This window comes from Anaeromyxobacter sp. SG66, from assembly GCF_022690805.1.
Classification (GTDB): Bacteria; Myxococcota; Myxococcia; order Myxococcales; family Anaeromyxobacteraceae; genus Anaeromyxobacter; species Anaeromyxobacter soli.
Window position 1 is genome coordinate 1 of the sequence record NZ_JALCZC010000083.1, and the last position, 18,762, is coordinate 18,762.

The window sequence follows — 18,762 nt, forward strand, 5'->3', positions numbered from 1 at the left end:
CCGGGGCCGGTGCGGGGGCCGAAGCCGGTGCGAGGGCCGAAGCCGGTGCGAGGGCCGAAGCCGGTGCGAGGGCCAGGGCCGGTGCGAGGGCCACCGGGACCGGTGCGGGGGCCGGGGCCGGTCCGGGGGCCGAAGCCGGAGCGGGGGCCAGGGCCGGTGCGAGGGCCACCGGGGCCGGTGCGGGGGCCGAAGCCGGTGCGAGGGCCACCGGGGCCGGTGCGGGGGCCGAAGCCGGTGCGAGGGCCACCGGGGCCGGTGCGGGGGCCAGAGCCGGAGCGAGGTCCGAAGCCCGAGCGAGGGCCGGGGCCGGTGCGAGCGGCAAATCCGCCGCGGTAACCGGGACCCGAGCGCGGCCCGAATCCCTTGTGCGGACCGCGCCGATCTTGTCCGCGCGGCTGCCCGCCGGTGGGCTCACCCCGGGAGCGCGATGCGTCGGGGGCGCCGCGGCGGAACGGGGGAGGGCTCACGGAGTCGGCGGAGCCGCGCGCCCGCTCCGGGCCTCCGGCCCGCGGACGATCGCGTCGCTCGGTACGCTCGTTTCCGTCTCGAGCGCGGTCGGAGCCGAACCGGCGCCGCTCCTCGAAGCGCGAGCGGCTCTCCCGAGCGCCGCCGCCCGGGCGGGCCTCGTGGCGCGGTGCTCCGCGCCGGCCGCGGTCCGAGCCGGTCGGGCCGGACGGCGCGCCCGCGCCCAGGTCGGCGGGCCCGAGGTCGAGGCCGAACCGCAGGGAGAGCGCCCCGACGGTCTCGTAGGGCAACGAGAGGCTCCGCGAGAGCGCCGGGCCGAGGGACTCGCCGCTGGCGCGCAGCGCGCGGAGGTGCTCGGGGAGGCGGGCTCGGAGATCCGCCTCGATCTCCTCCAGCAGCCCGAGATCCCGCAGCCGCTCCTCCTGCGCGAGCAGGAGGTGGATCCGCTCCGAGAGCGTCGCGCGGGAGCGGAGATCCGCCCTCCGCTCCTCGCGGATCCGCTCCGCGTCCTCCGCGGCGCCGAGCCGGGCGAGGGCGGCGTCGAGCCCGGCCTCGTCGAGCCCCAGCGCCGCGGCCGCGGCGGCGCGGGATCCGGCGGCCGCGCGCAGCGCGTGCAAGAGCTCGTCGTGCTCGCGCCGCTCGAACACGCGGGCGAGGCCGTGGTGATCGATGAGGGCCGCGAGATCGGCGTCGGTGGGCGTCGCGCCGCCGGGGCCGCGCCAGCCGGCCTGGAGCTCGGCCAGGATCGCGGCGCGGCGCGCGCCGTGGCGGCGCAGGAGCCGCTCGAGCACGGCGCGGCCCTCGTCGCGGCGAAGGTCGTCGAGCGCGGGGAGAGGCGGCGGAGGCTCCGGGGCGACCTCCACGCGATCGCGCGCACGGTGGACGACGATCCCGGGCTTCTTGCGGCCGCGGCCCGGCTTCGCGCGAGGCACGGGCTGGTCGGACGCGGCGGCGGCGGCGGGGGGCGCCGGCGCGACGGGCTCGTCGGCCGCTTCCCGCGGGTAGCGGGCCTCGCGCTCACGCTCCGCCGCGGTGTCCGCGGGCGTTCCGCGCGCGATGTCGGCGAGCGCGTACGGGCCGAGCGGCGCCGCGGGAGGCGGATCCGCGAGGAGGGCGCGCGCGGCGAGCAGCTCGTCCCAGGACAGCGGCGACAGGGCAGCGCGGATCTCTCGCGTCCCGGCCTGGCGGCCGGCTTCGGCGCACCAGCGGGCGACACGCTCGAGCAGCTCGGGGTCGATCTCGGCCATGGCGGGCGGAACGTGCGCCGGGGCGCCGCCCGAGTCAAGGATCCCAGGCGATCGCGGTTGCCGCTCGCCCGCGCGCGTGGTTCACTGCCGCGCATGTCACCCGGGATGAAGGACGGCGGGACCGGCCGAATCCCCGCCGCCGTCCGCTCCCTCCGCTGGATCCTCTTCGCGCTGCTCTTCGCCGCCACCGCGCTGACGCTCCTCGGCGTGCCGGAGCTCGCGCGATCCGTCGCCGGGAGCGGCTGGCCTCGCGCGGCGCTCGCGGTCCCGGCGGTGGTCCTCGCGCTCTTCATCGGGGGCTACGCCGCGTACCGCTTCGTGCTGGTGCGCGCCGGGAGGTACTCGGCGGGGAAGGCGCTCGTGCAGGTCGGGCTGATGGTGCTCGTCCTGGCCGTCATCACCGGGGTCGTGCTCGAGCTCGCGCAGGGTTACCGGGTCGAGCTCGCGCCTCCCGTCGAGCTCGCCGGACCGCTCCGGTCGGCCGATCCGGCCACCCGCGCGCTCGCCGCGGAGGTCGCTCGCCACCGCCCCCGAGAGGCAGGCGTGCGAGCGGTCCCGCGCCTGATCGAGCTGCTCGACGACCCCGCGCCGGAGGTCCGCCGCGAGGCGCACGCCACCCTCGTGGCGCTGGCCGGACGCGACGCGGGCGGGGAAGGGCCCGGGGCTGCGGCGCGTTGGCGGGAGTACTGGCGCGACGCCGCGCCGGAGCGCTGAGCCCCGCCGGCGGCGGACGACACCGCAGGGGCTTGCCTGGGCGGCGTCAGTCTGATACTGAGAATCGTTATCAGGATGACCGACGCCGATCACGACCTCCGGGGCAGCAGGACGCGCGGGCACGATCGCCCGCAGGACGCGGGCGCCGCCGCGGCCGAGCTCGCCGCGTACATCGAGCGCAAGGGCCTCAAGCACTCGCGGCAGCGCGAGCGCATCGCGCAGGCCTTCTTCGCCGTCCGCGGTCACGTCACGGTCGAGGAGCTCGTCGCGCACGCGCGGCGCGACGACCCTCGCGTGAGCGTCGCGACCGTGTACCGGACGATGAAGCTCCTCGTCGATTGCGGCCTCGCCTCGGCGCGCCAGTTCGGGGAGGGCCAGACGCGCTACGAGCCCTCGGCGGGGCGCGCCCACCACGATCACCTCATCTGCACCGGCTGCGGCGACATCGTGGAGTTCGCGAACGAGAAGATCGAGTCGCTGCAGGAGACGGTGGCGCGCCGGCACGGCTTCGAGGTCGAGAGCCACAAGCTCGAGCTGTACGGCCGCTGCGCCCGCTGCCGGAAGGCCACCCCCGTGCGCGAGGAGCGCGCGTGACCCCTCCGGCCCCGGCTCCGGCCGCCGCGCGCGCCGGCGAGCTCGACAAGAAGCAGGTGGTCGCGGCGAACCGCGCCATCATCCTCGTCGGCAACCCCAACGTCGGGAAGAGCGCGCTGTTCGGCGCGCTCACCGGCAAGTACGTCACGGTCTCGAACTACCCGGGGACGACCGTCGAGGTGACGCGCGGCTCGGCCACCATCGAAGGGCAGCCCTGGCACGTGATGGACACGCCGGGGACGAACAACCTCATCCCCATGTCGGAGGACGAGCAGGTCACTCGCGACATCCTGTTCTCCGAGCGCGGCTACGCGGCCGTGCAGGTCTGCGACGCGAAGAACCTCCGGCGCGGGCTCCTGCTCGCGACGCAGCTCGCCGAGGCGGAGATCCCCTTCACCCTCGCGCTCAACATGGCGGACGAGGCGGCGAGCCGCGGGTTCCACATCGACGTGGAGCGGCTCTCGCGCGACCTCGGCATCGACGTCGTGCCGACCGTGGCGGTCCAGCGGCAGGGGCTCGCGGCCCTGCAGCAGCGCATCGCCGCCGGTGGCCGCGCCTCGCCCTTCCGGCCCCGCTACGACGACGCGATCGAGGCGGCGCTCGCGGAGATCACGCCGCTCATGCCGCGCGGCGGCTTCGGCGCCCGGGCGCTCGCCGTCATGGCGCTCGTGGGCGACGAGTCGCTCCGCCCGCAGCTCGCCGCGCACGTCTCCGAGGCGGACCTCGCCCGGATCGACGCGATCCGGCGCACCGTGGCGGCACGCTACCCCGAGTCGCTCCGCTTCGTGGTCGCGCGCCAGCGGCTCGCGGCGGCCGACCGGCTGCACGACGCGGTCGTCACGCGGGGCGGCGCCACCGCGGCGAGCGGCCTCGGCCGCAAGCTCGGCACCTGGTCCACGCACCCGCTGTGGGGGATCCCCATCCTCGCCGTCGTGCTCTTCGCGGCGTACGAGTTCGTGGGCGTGCTGGGGGCCGGGACGCTCGTCGACTTCCTCGAGAACACCGTCTTCGCGAACTACCTCGTGCCGTGGATCACCGCCGCGGTGCGGTTCCTCGTACCGGACGGCCGCTTCGAGAGCTTCCTCGTCGGTCCCCCCGGCGCCGACGCCGTGACGCAGAACGGGATCCTCATCGGGAAGTACGGGATCGTCTCGATGGGCCTGTCCTACGGCATCGCGATCGTGCTGCCGATCGTGACGACGTTCTTCATCGCGTTCAGCATCCTCGAGGACTCGGGCTACCTGCCGCGCCTCGCGGTCATGCTGAACAAGGTGTTCAAGCGGATGGGCCTGAACGGCAAGGCCGTCCTGCCGATGGTGCTCGGGCTCGGCTGCGACACGATGGCCACGATGACGGCGCGCATCATGGAGACGCGGAAGGAGCGGGTCATCGTGACGCTCCTGCTCGCGCTCGGCGTGCCGTGCAGCGCGCAGATGGCGGTCATCTTCGCCATGACCTCCAAGCTCCCGGTGGCGGCGACGGCCTGGTTCGGGGCCACGGTGCTGCTCGTGCTGTTCCTCGTCGGCTGGCTCGCGGCGAAGGTGCTGCCCGGCCGCGGCTCGGACTTCATGCTCGAGCTGCCGCCGCTGCGCGTGCCGCAGGCCGGCAACATCGCGGTGAAGACGCTCGCGCGCATCGAGTGGTACCTGCGCGAGGCGCTGCCGCTCTTCATCGTCGGCACGCTCATCCTCTACCTGCTCGACCGGTTCGGCGGGCTGGCGCTGCTCGAGCGCGCCGCGTCGCCGCTCGTGGTCGGGCTGCTCGACCTGCCCAAGGAGGCCGCGGCCGCGTTCATCCTCGGCTTCCTGCGGCGCGACTACGCCGCGGCGGGCCTGTTCCTCCACTACCAGCCGTTCATGGACGGCGGCGGGCTCACCCGCTCGATGCAGATCGAGATCGTCGTGGCGCTCGTCACGATCACGCTCTTCGTCCCCTGCATCGCGAACTTCTTCATGATCCTGAAGGAGCGCGGCTGGAAGACGGGCGTCGCGATCATGGGGTTCATCGTGCCGTTCGCGGTGGGGGTCGGCGCGGTGGTGAACCAGCTCATGCGGTGGCTGTACTAGGAGGCGCTGGTGGCGGCCCTCGTCGAGAAGATCGAGACGTGCCCGCTGTGCGGGACCCGCTTCGACGCGATGGGGCAGGGGTGCCGCCCGAGCTGCCCGATGGCGAAGGGCTGCCGCGTCGTGTGCTGCCCCTCGTGCAGCTACAGCTTCCCGCAGGAGGCCGGGCTCGCCGGCGGCCTCCGGCGCCTCATCGACCGGCTCAAGCGCGACAAGGACGGGAGGAGCGACTCTCCGTGAATAATGGGACGGCGACGCGGCGGCTCGAGGAGATCCTGGAGACCGCCTACACCCAGCGCGAGGCGGGCCGCGACGCGGCCGACCAGATCCTGGCGGCGGCGGAGGCCGAGCACGCGCCGGGCGCGGGCCGCGCGGATCTCGAGGAGCTCGCGCGCGCGGGCCTCCTCCGGCTCGAGGGGGCGCACGTCCACCTCACGGAGGAGGGCGAGCGGCGCGCCCGCGACGTCGTGCGCCGGCACCGGCTCGCGGAGCGGCTCTTCCGCGACGTGCTCGATCTGGCGGAGGGCGTCACGGAGCAGCAGGCGTGCGAGCTCGAGCACATCCTCTCGCCCGAGGCGACCGACTCCGTCTGCACGCTGCTCGGCCACCCCCCGACCTGCCCCCACGGCAAGCCCATCCCCCCGGGCGGCTGCTGCGGCACCTACCAGAAGACGGTCCGGCCCTTCGTGACGGGGCTCCGCAGCTTCGAGCTCGGCGCGTCCGGCCGCATCGTGTTCATCGCGCCCAAGTTCCACGACCGGATGGATCGGCTCGCCGCGCTGGGGGTGATCCCCGGCAGCACCATCCGGCTCCACCAGCGCTCGCCGTCGTACGTCATCGAGGTCGGCGAGACCACCATCGCCCTCGATCCCGAGATCGCGGGCGAGATCTACGTGAAGCCCGTCGAGGCTCGTTCGTCGTAGCCGAAGCGCAGCTCGAGTCCCCACCCGGAAAGGCGCAGGAGAGAGCCCCGTCGCGGGCCACAAGTGAGAATGCAAGTCAAGATCATGGTTGTCGTGGCCGTCCTGCTCGCCTCGGCGGGCGCCCGCGCGGACGACGCCGCCCCCGCCACCCCCGCGCCGGCGAGCGCCGGGAAGTCGGACGCGCCCGCCGCGAAGGGCGAGGGCGAGGCCGCCACGAAGGAGGAGGTGAAGGCGCTCGCGGAGGAGCTGCGGCGCCTCAAGCTGGAGATGGGCCTCAAGGACGTGGAGTACGCCTCGTACGCCGGGATGGGCCCGGCGGCGTCGAAGGTGTACTTCGCGCCGAAGGGGCTCTCCATCGGCGGCTACGGGGAGCTGTTCTACCGGAACCGCCTCTCCGGGGGACCGTCCGACTCGGACCTCTACCGCGTGATCCTCTACACGGGCTACCGCTTCACGCCGAAGATCCTCTTCAACGCCGAGATCGAGTACGAGCACCAGCACGAGCTCTCCGTCGAGTTCGCGTACCTCGACTTCCTCCTCTCCGACGCCGTCGGCGTCCGCGTCGGCAACGTGCTCGTGCCGATGGGCTTCCTGAACGAGCTGCACGAGCCGCCGTTCTTCAACGGCGTGTTCCGGCCGGAGGTGGAGCGGAACCTCATCCCGTCCACCTGGAACGAGAACGGCCTCGGCGTCCACGGCGCGGTCGGCCCGGTCCGCTACAAGGCGTACGCGCTCGTCGGCCTCAACGGCCAGAGCGGCGATCTCTCCTCGGGCAGCTGGCTGCGCGGCGCCCGCACCGGCGGCGGCGAGGCGCCCGCCGAGAGCTTCGCGGGCGTCGCGAGCGTCGGCTACGCGCGCGGTCCGCTCGACGTGGCGGGCTCCGTCTACCGCGGCCGCGCGGGCCAGGGCGCGAAGGACGCCGAGGGCACGATCCGCGCCGACGTGACGCTCGCGGAGGCGCACGCGCAGCTCGCCTGGCGCGGGCTCCAGCTCCGGGGCCTCTACGCGATGGGCTGGCTCGACGACGCGGGCCGGCTCTCCGCGCTGCAGGGCGGCGGCCTCGTGCTCGGGTCGCGCACGCGCGGCGGCTACGTCGAGGCGGCCTACGACGTGCTCGCGGTGGCGCTGCCCGAGCTCGGCCAGTCGCTCTCGCCGTTCGTGCGCTACGAGGCGCTGGACCTCCACGACCGGGTCCCCGCGGGTTTCGCGCGCGACGCGGCGCTCGACGAGAAGCTCTGGACGGCCGGCCTCACCTACAAGCCGATCCCCAACGTCGTCGTGAAGGCCGACTACCAGCGCACCGACACGGAGGCGGACACCACGGCGGACCAGGTGAACCTCGGCGTCGGGTACGTGTTCTGAGGCATGCGAGCGGGCGCCATGCACCGACCGAGACCCGCATCGACCGGCCGCGCGGCGCTCCTCGCCGCGGCCCTCCTCCTCCCCGTCACGGGCGCCCGCGCGGCCGCCGTGGCCGGGAAGGAGGAGGCCGCCATCCGCGCGGTGTTCCCGGCCGCCGAGGCGGTCGAGGCGAAGGACGTGATCCTGACCGACGAGATGGTCGGCCGCATCGAGCGGCTCGCCCGTGCGCGCGTCCGCGAGCGCCTCGTCACGTTCTACACCGCGCGTCGCGGCGCCGAGGTGGTCGGCTACGCCGTCATCCACAGCCACGTGGTGCGGACCAAGCGGGAGACGCTCTCCATCGCGTTCGAGCCCGATGGGCGCCTGCGCAAGATCACCGTGCTCGCGTTCCTCGAGCCGTCCGAGTACCGCCCGAGCGAGCGCTGGCTCGCGCAGCTCGAGGGGAAGGGCCCCGCCGACCGGCTCGCGGTGGGCCAGGATCTCGCGCCGATCAGCGGCGCGACGCTGACCGCGCGGGGCGTGGCCGAGGAGTCGCGCTGGCTGCTCCAGGCGCTGCGTGAGGCGATGGGGGTGGGGCGATGAGGTGGCTCGTCCAGCAGCCGGCGGCTGGGAGCCGCGCGCGGCCCCCCGTCGCGCTGTTCCTCGTCTTCGCGGCCCTGGCGCTCGCGGGGCTCGCGGCGCAGCGGCTCCAGGCGGGCGGCCTCTCGCCGGCGGACGTGGAGGCCTTCTACCGCGGGGCGGAGGGCGGGGAGCCGCTCACGGCGGCGGCGCTCTGGGAGGAGGTCCACGTCGGCGCGTTCGTGTACGGGTTCGTGCTGTTCATGCTCGCGGCGCTCGCCGCCGTGGCGCCGCGGCTCGAGGGCGTGCGCGGGGGGCTCGTGCTCGCGGCCTTCGCCGCCACGCTCGCCGACCTGTTCGCGCCCTTCGCGGTGTCCGCGCGGCCCGGGCTCGGCGCCTTGCGGGTCGCGACCACCGTGCTCGCCAGCGCCTCCATGTGGGCGCTCCTCGTCGCGGTCGCCGTGGCGCAGGCGCGGGTGGGGAGGGACGCCCGTGCGTGATCCCCGCCTCGCGCCGTTCCGGGTCCCGGCGCTCGCCTTCGCGGCGTTCCTCGTCGTGCAGGCCGCGAGCGCGGCGGCCCTCTTCGCGCTGAAGCTCGGGGGAAGCCCCGCGGGCGTCCGCGCGTTCTACCTCGGTGACGCAGCGCGGTTCGCGGCGCCGAAGAGTCTCGCCGGGCTGCTGGAGGTCGCGGTGCCTCACCTCGCCGCGATCCCGCTCGTGCTGTTCGCGGTGGTGCACGTCGTGAGCTTCGCGCGGGCGCTCCCCGCCCGCGCCGCGCGCGGCCTCGCGGCGCTCTCGTTCGGCGCCGCGCTCGCGGGGGTCGCCGCGTCGTTCGGGGTGCGCTACCTCGGGCCGGCGCTCGCGCCGGTGAAGGTGGCTGCGTTCGGGCTCCTCGAGCTCACGCTGCTCGCGTGGGCGGCGCTCCTCGGCGCCGTGTTCCTTCCCGCTCGCGCCGAGGAGCCGGCGCGGGCCGACACCGCCGCCGGAGCGGCGGAGGAGATCGCGGAGTGATCGTCTGCATCTGCCGGGCGGTGTCCGACCGGGCCATCCGGGCGGCGCGCGACGCGGGCGCGGCCTCCGTCGAGGCGGTGGGCGCCGCGACCGGCGCCGGCACGTGCTGCGGTTGCTGTCGCGGGAGCATCGCGCGGATCCTCGCCGAGCCCTGCCGTGCGCCGTGCGTGGCCGTCCAGGACCGGGAGGACACGTCCGCCGAGACCGTCCCGCTCCGCGCCGCCGCGGACCGGCTGAAGACGCCCTAGCGAGAACGCGGCGCGGCGCTCGGGCGCCAGCGCGCGGGCAGGGCCCTCCGGAGGCCGCGCGTCGCCAGCACCGAGCCGTCCGCGTCCACGACCAGGGCCTCGGCTCCCCAGCGGGAGGCCTCGCGCAGGGCGGGCGCTCCGCCGAGGATGAACAGCGACTTCCCCAGGATCTCGGCGTCCACCGCGCGCCGCGCGAGGATCGTCACCGCCCGTGAGGCGGTCGCCGGCTGGCACGTGCGCGGGTCGATGAGGTGGTGGTAGCGCCGGCCGTTCACGACGTACGCGTGCTCGTAGTCGCCGCTCGTCGAGAACGCGCGATCGCGGACCTCCACCTCGGCGAGCTCGTCGAGCGGTCCACCGCGCGGGTCGCGCACGCCGACGCGCCAGGGCCGTCCGCCGCGCGTGCCCGCTGCGTAGAGGTCGCCGCCCGCCTGCAGCAGGAAGTCCCGCTGTCCCCGGGCGCGGAGGGCGCGCGCGGCGGCGTCGATCGCCCAGCCCTTCGCGAGCCCGCCGAGCCCCACCCGCATGCCGGGGCGGGCGAGGCGCGCCTCGCACGCGGTCCCGCGCGGGCGGAGCTCGAGCAGGCGATGATCGACGAGCGCGCAGCGCGCCCGCACCGCGTCGTCCGGCGGGGGGCCGCGCGCGTTCCCGTCGAAGCGCCACAGGTCCGAGAGCGCCGCCCAGGTCGGATCGAAGCGGCCGCCGGTGCGGACCGCCGCGTGCTTGGCGAGCGCCAGGACCTCGCAGAGATCGCCCGGCAGCGGCACCCAGCCGCGCCCCGCCCAGGCGTTCAGCTGGGCGAGCGGCGAGCCCTCGCGCCACTCGTTCATCGACCACTCCACCTGCCGGAACACCGCGAACACCGCCTCGATCGCCGGCGCGGCGGCCGCCGGCGTCGTTCCGGCGAGGGTCACGCTCGCGACGCTGCCCATCGCGGGGCGCGTCTCGGTGACGACGCCCTCGGCGGGGCGGGCGAGGGTGACGAGGAGGAGGACGATTGCCGCCATGCGCAGGCGGCTCCTATATCAGGCGCGCCTCGAGAGCGCGCGCCAGCGCCTTCCAGGGAGAGGAGACCGACGTGAAGGCCGATCCCGCGATCATCGATCTGCTGAACCAGGTGCTCACGAACGAGCTCACCGCGGTGAACCAGTACTTCCTGCACGCGCGCATCTGCGAGAACTGGGGGTACGACCGGCTGTACGAGAAGTTCCGGCACGAGTCCATCGACGAGATGAAGGACGCCGACGCGCTCATCGCGCGCATCCTCTACCTCGACGGCCTCCCCAACGTGCAGCGCTACAACAAGGTGAACGTGGGCGAGAGCGTCCCGGAGATGTTCCAGCTCGACCTCGCGCTCGAGACGGACGCGATCGGCGTCCTGAACGGCGGCATCGCGCTGGCCCGCGACAAGGGCGACAACGGCTCGGCGGAGCTCCTCGAGCACATCCTCGAGGGCGAGGAGGAGCACGCCGACTGGCTCGAGACGCAGCTCACGGCGATCGACCAGGTCGGGGCGCAGAACTACCTCGCCGAGCAGCTCAAGAAGGAGGGGTCCTGACCGGCGGGTCATGATTCGCTGACAGGCGAGCGAAGCGAGCCCCCGGGGCGGGGGACGCAGTCCCCCGTTCAGACGCAGCCGCTTACCTCGATCAGTTGCCGTGGGAGGGCCCCGCGCGAAGCGCGGGAGGGGCGAAGCCCCTCCGGCGGGGAACCTGCGCGCACCCGCGAACGCGGGCGCGCAGGTTCACGGGCCCCGCCGAGCAGGGGGTGGGTCCCCGTCGAGCTTCGCTCGGCGGGGCGGGGGACGCAGTCCCCCGTTCGAACAGGTGTGGGGGCGGGTCATCTCCCCGGGCGCTACCGGTCGATTTCTGGACGGCGCGGCCGCCGCTGCTAGCGTCCGGAGCGGATGTCCGGGAGACGCGGCCGACTCTGGGGTTGGAGGGCGTTCGTCGGCGCGCTCGCGCTGCTCGGGGCGGTGTCCGCCGTCGATCCCGACGGGATCCGCAGGTACGTGCGGCTGGACGCGGACGCCAGGCGCATGGAGGACGAGAACGCGCGGCTCGCCGCCGAGAACGCGCGGCTCGCGCGCGAGGTCCACGCGCTGCGCACGGACGCGTCCGCGCTCGAGCGCGCCGCGCGCGAGGAGCTCCGCTTCGTGCGGCCCGGTGAGCGCGTCTACTGGGTGGGCCAGGGCCGGGAGGCCGGGCCATGACCGGCCCGCCGCCCGGCGCGGCGCAGCGAGCCCCCATCGGCGCCACGCCGACCGTCCGGCGCCGGCTCGCGCTGCAGCGCCCGCGGCCCCTGCTCGTTCGCCTCTACGCGGCGCTCTTCAGCGACGGGGGGACCTTCGGTGCACCCGCCCGCCGCCGCGCCGGGCGCCTCCTGGTGCGCAGCCTGACCCCGGCGGTGACCGTCGGCACGGGGGCGCTCGTCGTGCTCGGCGCGTTCGACGCCGCCGCGCCGGGTTGGCCCCAGACCGCCGGCACGGCGGCGCTCGCCCTGGCCCTCGGGGCCGGCGTGTGGCGGCGCACCGCCCGGGCCGCCGCCGGCGAGGCCGCGACCTTGCGAGAGCAGCTCGAGCTCGGCGCGCTCTTCGTCGTGGCCGCCCACGCGATGGCGCAGACCGCGAGCGCCGGTCACCTGGACTCGCCGCTCCAGCCGCTCATCTACCTCGTGATGGCCTTCCTGGTCGCGTTCCTGGCGCGGCAGATCGGGCTCGCGCTCGTCGTGCTGGCGGTCGCGCTCGAGCTGCTCGTGTGGCTCGGGCGAGGGGGTCACGCCGACGAGCTCCCCTCCGCCGTCGTGCGCGCCGGGTTCGTCACGCTGTTCGCGGTGCTCTACCACGCGGTGCTGGCGGCGCAGGTGGGCTCGTCGAGGCGCGCCGAGGAGCGGGCGGTGGAGCGCCGGGTCAAGGAGCTCGAGCAGCGCGCGCGCGAGTTCCGGCTCACGGCCTCCGGCACGGCCGCGCCCGCGGTCGACGGCGACGGGCGCTGGACGGCGGCCTCGGTGCTGGAGGTCGAGAACGCGATGCGCGGCGCGCTCGAGGTCGCGGAGGTCGCGCTCCGCAGCCGCACCTGCGCGGTGTACCTCGTCGACGACGCGGGCGAGCGGCTCCAGCTCCGCGAGTGCCGGACCGCGAGCGACTCCGTCGCGCGCACCGTCTCGGCCCGCGAGGGCGCCCTCGGCGCGGCGATCGTGCGCCGGACCTCGATCCGGCTCCACGGCGAGGTCAAGGTGGCGACCTACTACGAGGACGGGGCCCGGCCCGGCGCGCTCGTGGTCGTGCCGCTCATCGACCGCCGCGGCGGGCACGTGCGCGGCGTCATCGTCGCGGACCGAAGCGAGCCCATCCCGTTCTCCGACGAGGACGAGAAGCTCGTCCAGACGCTGTGCGCGGAGATCTTCCGCGCGCTCGAGGCCGAGCGGGTGATGGTCGACATCAAGAGCACCCGGGACGAGAAGGAGCGGTTCTACGAGGCGATCGAGCGCCTGAACCGCACCCAGAAGCCCGAGGACGTGTGCCGGGAGATCGTCCAGGTCGCGGGTGAGCTCGTGCCGCTCGCCTTCGCGGCGGCGACGCTCGTCGAGCGGAGCGACGGGGGGCGCGTGCACCGCGTCGTGGCCGTCCACGGAGAGCGCTGGAAGGCGATCGAGGGCAGGCGGTTCGGGCCGGGCGACGGGCTCGTCCAGAAGGTGGTCGAGGTGAACTCGCCCCTGCCGGCGCAGAGCGCGGACTTCTCGCGCCAGACGCTGCTCGACGCGTCCACGCCGCTCAAGGGCGTCGGCTGGGTGCGGGTCGTGCCGCTCCGCGTGGGCGACGAGGTCCTCGGCACGGTCGCGCTCGCCGGCGGTCCGCGCGACGACCGCGCGCCGGCGAAGGACAAGATGCACCAGCTGCTGGTGGTGGGCGGGGCGGCGGCCCAGTCCATCCTGCGCGCCCGCCTCTACGAAGAGGCCGAGCGGCTCGCCACCACCGACGGCCTCACCGGGCTCACGAACCACCGCACGTTCCAGGCGCGGCTCGACGAGCACCTCGCGCTCGCGGCCCGCGGCGGCCAGCGCCTGTCGCTCCTGCTGTGCGACGTCGACCACTTCAAGTCGGTGAACGACACCTACGGGCACCCGGTCGGCGACGAGGTGCTGCGCGGGGTCGCGCGCGTGCTCGCGGGCGAGGCGCGCCAGACCGACGTGGTGGCGCGCTACGGCGGCGAGGAGTTCGCGATCGTCATGCCAGGGACGGACGGGCCCGGCGCAGGGGTCATCGCCGAGCGGATCCGGGAGCGCCTCGCGGCCGTGACGTTCCAGACGGAGCAGGGCCCGCTGCGCGTCACGATGTCGCTGGGCGTGGCCACCTGGCCCGAGGACGGCGCGAAGAAGCCGGAGCTCGTCGAGCGGGCGGACGCGTGCCTTTACCACGCGAAGCGCCACGGCCGGAACCAGACGGTCCTCGCCGCCGCGATCGGTGCGCCCCGGCGCGCGGCGGGGTAGCGGCGGCGCCCTCGACCGGTGGCCGCTCGACCCCGCACCGGGTTACACTGCCGCTGCGGCGCGAGGCGGATGCCGCGGGGGGCCGGCCAGGCTTGAAAAAGAACTTCGTCCTCGACACCAACGTCCTGCTCCACGATCCGCGCAGCATCTTCGGGTTCGGCGACAACGACGTCATCATCCCGATCTACGTCATCGAGGAGATCGACAACTTCAAGCGCGATCTCTCGACGCTCGGCCGCAACGCGCGCCAGGTGTCCCGGTACCTCGACGAGTTCCGCGTGCAGGGGAAGCTGCGCGAGGGCGTGTCGATCGGCGACGGCAAGGGACACATCCGCGTGCTCGTCGCCGAGCGGAAGCTGCCGCCCACGGTGGCCGTCGACGGGCACTCGGTCGACGACAAGATCCTCGCCGTCGCCCTCGAGCTGCTCGACCGCGATCGCGGCGTCCCCACCGTGTTCGTCACCAAGGACACGAACCTCCGGATCCGCGCGGACGCGCTCGGGCTCCACGCTGAGGACTACGACGTCGAGGGGGTCGAGCTCGACGAGCTGTGGAGCGGCGTCGCCGACGTGGAGGTGTCGTCGGAGGCCGTGAACGAGTTCTACGGCGACGGCGCGCTCGCGTGGCAGCCGGAGGGGGACCCGCCTCCGCCGAACGAGTTCGTCGTCCTGCGGGATCGCGCGAACCCCCAGCACTCCGCGGTCGGCAAGTACAGCGCCCCGCGGCAGGCGTTCGTGCAGCTCATCAAGACGCCGAAGGAGGGCGTCTGGGGGATCCGTCCGCGCAACAAGGAGCAGTCCTTCGCCCTCGATCTGCTCCTCAACGACGACATCCGGCTCGTGACCATCGTCGGGAAGGCGGGCACCGGCAAGACGCTGCTCGCCATCGCGGCGGGGCTGCAGAAGACGATGGAGGACGGCGTCTACCAGAAGCTCCTCGTGTCGCGGCCCATCTTCCCGCTCGGGCGGGACATCGGCTACCTGCCGGGCTCGGTCGAGGAGAAGCTGAACCCCTGGATGCAGCCGATCTTCGACAACGTCGAGTACCTCATGAACCTGTCGCGCTCGGAGAAGAAGGCCGGCCGCGGCTATCACGAGCTCCTCGATCTCGGGATCCTGGAGATCGAGCCGCTCACCTACATCCGCGGCCGATCGATCCCGAACCAGTTCATCATCGTCGACGAGGCGCAGAACCTGACCCCGCACGAGGTGAAGACGATCATCACGCGCGTGGGCGACGGGACGAAGATCGTCCTCACCGGCGACCCCTACCAGATCGACAACCCGTACGTCGATCAGACGAACAACGGCCTCATCCACGTGGTGAACCGGTTCAAGAGCGAGCGGCTGGCGGGGCACATCACGATGTCGAAGGGCGAGCGGAGCCCGCTCGCGGAGCTCGCGGCGAACTTGCTGTGACGAGGCCGCTCGCCGCGCCATACGCGAGCCTGCCTGGCGAGCCGCTCGCCGGACGCGCGCCGGCGCATTCGTCCCGGGTGGCCTCGGCGTCCGCCGCTCGCTAGGCTACGGGCATGCAGGACGGCTCAGGAACGCGGGACGTGCCGGCGCCGGCGCTCGACTACCCGCTCGACTACACCTTCAAGATCATGGGGCACGCCGCCGACGACTTCGCGGAGTACGCGCGCCGCCTGGTGGCGCGGATCGTCGCCGACGCGCCGCCGGAGGGCGTGCGCGTCCGCGCGAGCGCGGGCGGCAAGTACCACTCCGTCTCGGTCGCCGTTCGCCTGGACTCCGAGGAGCAGCGGCGCGCGGTCTACCAGATCCTCTGGGAGGACGAGCGGGTCGTTTACTACCTGTGAGCGCGGCGCCGCGGCGCCGTCACTGCGGCGGGCCCGCCCGCTCCGCGCGCGCGTCGAGCAGGTTCAGCTTGTTCCGGGCCGAGAGCAGCTGCTGGCGCAGGCCGTCCGCCTGGCGCGAGAGGTCCTCGAACCCCTGCTCCACCGAGGCGCGCGCCACGGCCTCGGCGTCGCCGATGAGGCGCGTCATGGTCTCGCGGACCGCGTCGAACGAGGGGGGCTCGGCGCCGCCCGCGCCCGGCTGCGCGCCGCTCGCGAACGCCTGGACCATCGCGTTCAGCTCCTGGGCGTCGCGGCCGAGGCCGGCGTAGCGGCCGAGGAGCTCGCGCAGCACCTCGCGGCGAGCGCGGACCTCCTCGGCCCGCGCGGCGAGCGCCACCGCCTGATCGTGCTGGCCCTGCACGAGCGCGCTCACCGCGCTCATGAGCTCCTGCACGAGCGGTCCGAGCTTCGCGTCCACCGCGCCGAGCTCGGCGAGCTTCTCCGCCGTGCGCTCCACGTTCCGCTGCGAGTCGAGCGGCAGCCGCTGCGCCTCGCGGGCGACGCTCGCGATGCGCTCGAGCTCCGCCTCGAGCGCCGTCGCGGCCGCGACGAGCGGGGAGAGGGGCTTCTTCACGGTCTTCGTCACGCGTCCCCCCGCCGGAGCCAGCCGTGCATCACCGCGAGCAGGCGGTCGGGGTCCACGGGCTTCGCCACGTAGTCGGAGGCACCCGCCTCGATCGCCTTCTCCCGGTCGCCCTTCATGGCCTTCGCGGTGAGCGAGATGATGGGCAGATCGCGGTGCTGCGCCACCTTCCGGATCTCCTGGATGGCGGTGAGCCCGTCCATCTCCGGCATCATCGTGTCCATGAGGACGAGATCCACCGCGGGGTTCTCGCCGAGGAGGCGGATCGCCTCGCGCCCGTTCTCGGCGTGGATGACGCGCATCCGGCGGGCCTCGAGCACGCTGTTGATCGCGAACACGTTCCGGATGTCGTCGTCCGCGAGGAGCACCGTCCGGCCGGAGAAGTCGGCCTCGGGCGGCAGGGGGTTCACGTTGAGGTCCTCCTCCACGCTCACCGGCGGCCGCGGGGCCGCGTCCGCCCCCGCGTAGCGCACCGGCAGGACGAGCGTGAAGGTGCTGCCGACGCCCGGCTCGCTCTCGACCTGGATCGTCCCCCCCAGGAGCCGCGCGATCTCCCGGCTGATGGTGAGGCCGAGCCCCGTGCCGCCGTACTTGCGGCTCGTGGTGCCGTCCGCCTGCTGGAAGGCCTCGAAGATGAGCTTCTGCTTCTCCTTGGGGATGCCGATGCCCGTGTCCGAGACGGCGAAGGCGATCGCCTCGCCGGCGACCTCGGGGCCCGGCGCGCTCAGGGTGACGGTGACCGACCCCCGCGAGGTGAACTTCACCGCGTTCGAGAGCAGGTTCTTCAGGATCTGCTGCAGGCGCGTCACGTCCGTGAAGATCGTCCGCGGCAGGGCGGGATCGACCGTGACGGAGAAGGTGAGCGCCTTCTGCTCGGCGACGTGCCGGAAGTTCTGCTCGAGGTACTCGCGGACCGTCTCGACGCGCGACTCGCGGGCGTCGATCTGCATCTTGCCCGCCTCGACCTTGGAGAGATCGAGGATCTCGTTGATGAGCCCGAGCAGCTCGTTGCCCGACGTGTACACCGTGCTCGCGAACTTCACCTGCTCCGGCGTGAGGTTCCCTTCCTTGTTCTCGGCGAGCATCTTCGAGAGGATGAGCAGGCTGTTGAGCGGCGTGCGGAGCTCGTGCGACATGTTCGCGAGGAACTCCGACTTGTACTTGGAGATGAGCTGGAGCTGCTCGGCCTTCTCCTCCAGGCTGCGGCTCGCGAGCTCGACCTCGCTATTCTTCTGCTCGAGCAGCTTCGCCTTCTCGTTCAGCTCCCCCGCCTGCGCCTCGAGCTCCGCGTTGGACCGCTTGAGCTCCTGCAGCAGCTCCTCGGTGCGCATGCTCGAGCCGATCATGTTGAGGATGACGCCGATGTTCTCCATCAGCTGATCGAAGAAGGCGAGGTGGTTCGGGCTGAACTCCTCGAACGCGGCGAGCTCGATCACCGCCTTCGTCTCGCCCTCGAAGAGGACCGGCAGGACCACCACGCAGCGCGGCGGCGCCTCGCCCATCCCCGTCGCGATGTAGATGAAGTCCCGCGGGACGCGCCTGAGGAGGATGCGCTTCTTCTCGAACGCGCACTGCCCGATGAGCGTCTCGCGCAGGCGGTACGAGGACGCGAGGGCCTTCCGCCCGCCGAAGCCGTAGCTCGCGATGAGGTTCAGGAGCGGCTCGCCCTTCGCCTCGTCGCGCTCCATGAGGAAGAAGGCGCCGTGCGAGGCGTTCACGAGCGGCGTGAGCTTCGACACGATCGCCTGGGCCACGGACACGATGTTCCGCTGCCCCTGCATCATGTTGGAGAAGTTCGCGAGGTTCGTCTTCAGCCAGTCCTGCTCGGTGTTCTTCTGCGTGGTCTCCTTGAGGGTGGAGATCATCTGGTTGATGTTGTCCTTCAGGGCGGCCACCTCGCCCTGGGCCTCGACCGTGATCGACCGGGTGAGGTCCCCCTTCGTCACCGCGGTCGAGACCTCCGCGATGGCGCGCACCTGGGACGTCAGGTTGCCGGCGAGCTGGTTCACGTTGTCGGTGAGGTCGCGCCAGGTGCCGGCGGCGCCGGGCACCTTGGCCTGGCCGCCGAGCTTCCCCTCGATGCCGACCTCGCGCGCGACGCCCGTCACCTCGTCCGCGAAGATGCGGAGCGTGTCGGTCATCGAGTTGATGGTCTCGGCGAGCGCCGCGACCTCGCCCTTGGCCTCCAGCACGAACTTCTGCGACAGGTCGCCGTTCGCGACGGCGGTGACGACCTTGACGATGCCGCGCACCTGCGTCGTGAGGTTCGACGCCATGAAGTTCACGTTGTCGGTGAGGTCCTTCCAGGTGCCGGCGACGCCGGGCACCCGGGCCTGCGCGCCCAGCTTGCCCTCCACGCCGACCTCGCGCGCCACCGTCGACACCTGATCCGCGAAGGTGCGCAGCGTGTCGGTCATGGAGTTGATGGTCTCGGCGAGCGCCGCGACCTCGCCCTTCGCCTCCAGGACGAACTTCTGCGACAGGTCGCCGTTCGCGATCGCGGTCACGACCTTTATGATGCCGCGCACCTGCGTCGTGAGGTTCGACGCCATGAAGTTCACGTTGTCGGTGAGGTCCTTCCACGTGCCGGACACGCCTCGCACGTTGGCCTGACCGCCGAGCTTCCCCTCCGTGCCGACCTCGCGCGC

The 18,762-nt window shown here is 73.5% G+C and carries 19 protein-coding genes; 15 read left to right on the plus strand and 4 right to left on the minus strand.

All coding sequences use genetic code 11. The annotated features are described in order from the left end of the window. Nucleotides 1-1,712 (minus strand): Fis family transcriptional regulator (locus MNZ39_RS18175; RefSeq protein ID WP_242340499.1); only part of this gene is annotated, 1,712 nt, incomplete at its 3' end. 93 nt (nt 1,713-1,805) lie between these two features. Between MNZ39_RS18175 and MNZ39_RS18180 the strand changes: the two genes are divergently transcribed. The 10 genes from MNZ39_RS18180 (at nt 1,806) to MNZ39_RS18225 (ending at nt 9,185) form a co-directional block, all read left to right on the plus strand. Next, nucleotides 1,806-2,426: a HEAT repeat domain-containing protein gene (locus tag MNZ39_RS18180; RefSeq protein WP_242340500.1), complete on the plus strand. Its 621-nt coding sequence runs from the start codon at nt 1,806-1,808 to the stop codon at nt 2,424-2,426. A 75-nt stretch (nt 2,427-2,501) separates the two neighbouring features. Then, nucleotides 2,502-3,020 carry a Fur family transcriptional regulator gene (locus MNZ39_RS18185; RefSeq protein WP_242340501.1) on the plus strand — a complete coding sequence of 173 codons (519 nt, stop codon included), beginning with the start codon at nt 2,502-2,504 and terminating at the stop codon, nt 3,018-3,020. Continuing rightward, nucleotides 3,017-5,086 (plus strand): ferrous iron transport protein B, encoded by a 2,070-nt coding sequence (gene feoB / locus MNZ39_RS18190; RefSeq protein WP_242340502.1) that lies wholly within the window; start codon nt 3,017-3,019, stop codon nt 5,084-5,086. The genes MNZ39_RS18185 and feoB overlap by 4 nt, the downstream gene beginning before the upstream one ends. 9 nt (nt 5,087-5,095) lie before the next feature. Then, nucleotides 5,096-5,323 carry a hypothetical protein gene (locus tag MNZ39_RS18195; RefSeq protein WP_242340503.1) on the plus strand — a complete coding sequence of 76 codons (228 nt, stop codon included), beginning with the start codon at nt 5,096-5,098 and terminating at the stop codon, nt 5,321-5,323. After that, the gene (locus MNZ39_RS18200; protein WP_242340504.1) at nt 5,320-6,006 is read left to right on the plus strand and encodes a metal-dependent transcriptional regulator; all 687 of its coding nucleotides are present in this window, start codon (nt 5,320-5,322) and stop codon (nt 6,004-6,006) included. The genes MNZ39_RS18195 and MNZ39_RS18200 overlap by 4 nt, the downstream gene beginning before the upstream one ends. 69 nt (nt 6,007-6,075) lie before the next feature. Continuing rightward, nucleotides 6,076-7,368 (plus strand): hypothetical protein, encoded by a 1,293-nt coding sequence (locus tag MNZ39_RS18205; protein WP_242340505.1) that lies wholly within the window; start codon nt 6,076-6,078, stop codon nt 7,366-7,368. Nucleotides 7,369-7,386: 18 nt separating this feature from the next. Further along, nucleotides 7,387-7,950 carry an FMN-binding protein gene (locus MNZ39_RS18210; protein WP_242340506.1) on the plus strand — a complete coding sequence of 188 codons (564 nt, stop codon included), beginning with the start codon at nt 7,387-7,389 and terminating at the stop codon, nt 7,948-7,950. After that, nucleotides 7,947-8,426 (plus strand): hypothetical protein, encoded by a 480-nt coding sequence (locus tag MNZ39_RS18215; RefSeq protein WP_242340507.1) that lies wholly within the window; start codon nt 7,947-7,949, stop codon nt 8,424-8,426. Before MNZ39_RS18210 ends, MNZ39_RS18215 begins: the two co-directional genes overlap by 4 nt. Further along, complete coding sequence (locus MNZ39_RS18220) at nt 8,419-8,937, plus strand: hypothetical protein (RefSeq protein WP_242340508.1); 519 nt, start codon at nt 8,419-8,421, stop codon at nt 8,935-8,937. The genes MNZ39_RS18215 and MNZ39_RS18220 overlap by 8 nt, the downstream gene beginning before the upstream one ends. Then, entirely contained in the window at nt 8,934-9,185 is a 252-nt protein-coding gene (locus tag MNZ39_RS18225; protein ID WP_242340509.1) for a bacterioferritin-associated ferredoxin, read from the plus strand. Before MNZ39_RS18220 ends, MNZ39_RS18225 begins: the two co-directional genes overlap by 4 nt. Here MNZ39_RS18225 and MNZ39_RS18230 read toward each other — a convergent pair. Beyond that, entirely contained in the window at nt 9,182-10,192 is a 1,011-nt protein-coding gene (locus MNZ39_RS18230) for an FAD:protein FMN transferase (RefSeq protein ID WP_242340510.1), read from the minus strand. The genes MNZ39_RS18225 and MNZ39_RS18230 overlap by 4 nt on opposite strands. Nucleotides 10,193-10,263: 71 nt before the next feature. Between MNZ39_RS18230 and bfr the strand changes: the two genes are divergently transcribed. From bfr to MNZ39_RS18255, 5 genes are all read left to right on the plus strand, one after another. Then, nucleotides 10,264-10,743 carry a bacterioferritin gene (bfr, locus tag MNZ39_RS18235; protein WP_242340511.1) on the plus strand — a complete coding sequence of 160 codons (480 nt, stop codon included), beginning with the start codon at nt 10,264-10,266 and terminating at the stop codon, nt 10,741-10,743. A 348-nt stretch (nt 10,744-11,091) separates the two neighbouring features. Beyond that, the gene (locus MNZ39_RS18240; RefSeq protein WP_242340512.1) at nt 11,092-11,397 is read left to right on the plus strand and encodes a septum formation initiator family protein; all 306 of its coding nucleotides are present in this window, start codon (nt 11,092-11,094) and stop codon (nt 11,395-11,397) included. Further along, complete coding sequence (locus MNZ39_RS18245) at nt 11,394-13,673, plus strand: diguanylate cyclase (RefSeq protein WP_242340513.1); 2,280 nt, start codon at nt 11,394-11,396, stop codon at nt 13,671-13,673. Before MNZ39_RS18240 ends, MNZ39_RS18245 begins: the two co-directional genes overlap by 4 nt. Nucleotides 13,674-13,765: 92 nt before the next feature. After that, nucleotides 13,766-15,091: a PhoH family protein gene (locus MNZ39_RS18250; protein WP_242340514.1), complete on the plus strand. Its 1,326-nt coding sequence runs from the start codon at nt 13,766-13,768 to the stop codon at nt 15,089-15,091. A gap of 113 nt (nt 15,092-15,204) precedes the next feature. Next, nucleotides 15,205-15,492: a DUF493 domain-containing protein gene (locus MNZ39_RS18255; RefSeq protein WP_242340515.1), complete on the plus strand. Its 288-nt coding sequence runs from the start codon at nt 15,205-15,207 to the stop codon at nt 15,490-15,492. Nucleotides 15,493-15,511: 19 nt separating this feature from the next. Here MNZ39_RS18255 and MNZ39_RS18260 read toward each other — a convergent pair whose 3' ends face one another. After that, complete coding sequence (locus MNZ39_RS18260; protein WP_242340516.1) at nt 15,512-16,117, minus strand: hypothetical protein; 606 nt, start codon at nt 16,115-16,117, stop codon at nt 15,512-15,514. Then, the coding region (locus tag MNZ39_RS18265; protein ID WP_242340517.1) for an ATP-binding protein at nt 16,114-18,762 on the minus strand (2,649 nt) is incomplete at its 5' end. The genes MNZ39_RS18265 and MNZ39_RS18260, both read right to left, overlap by 4 nt.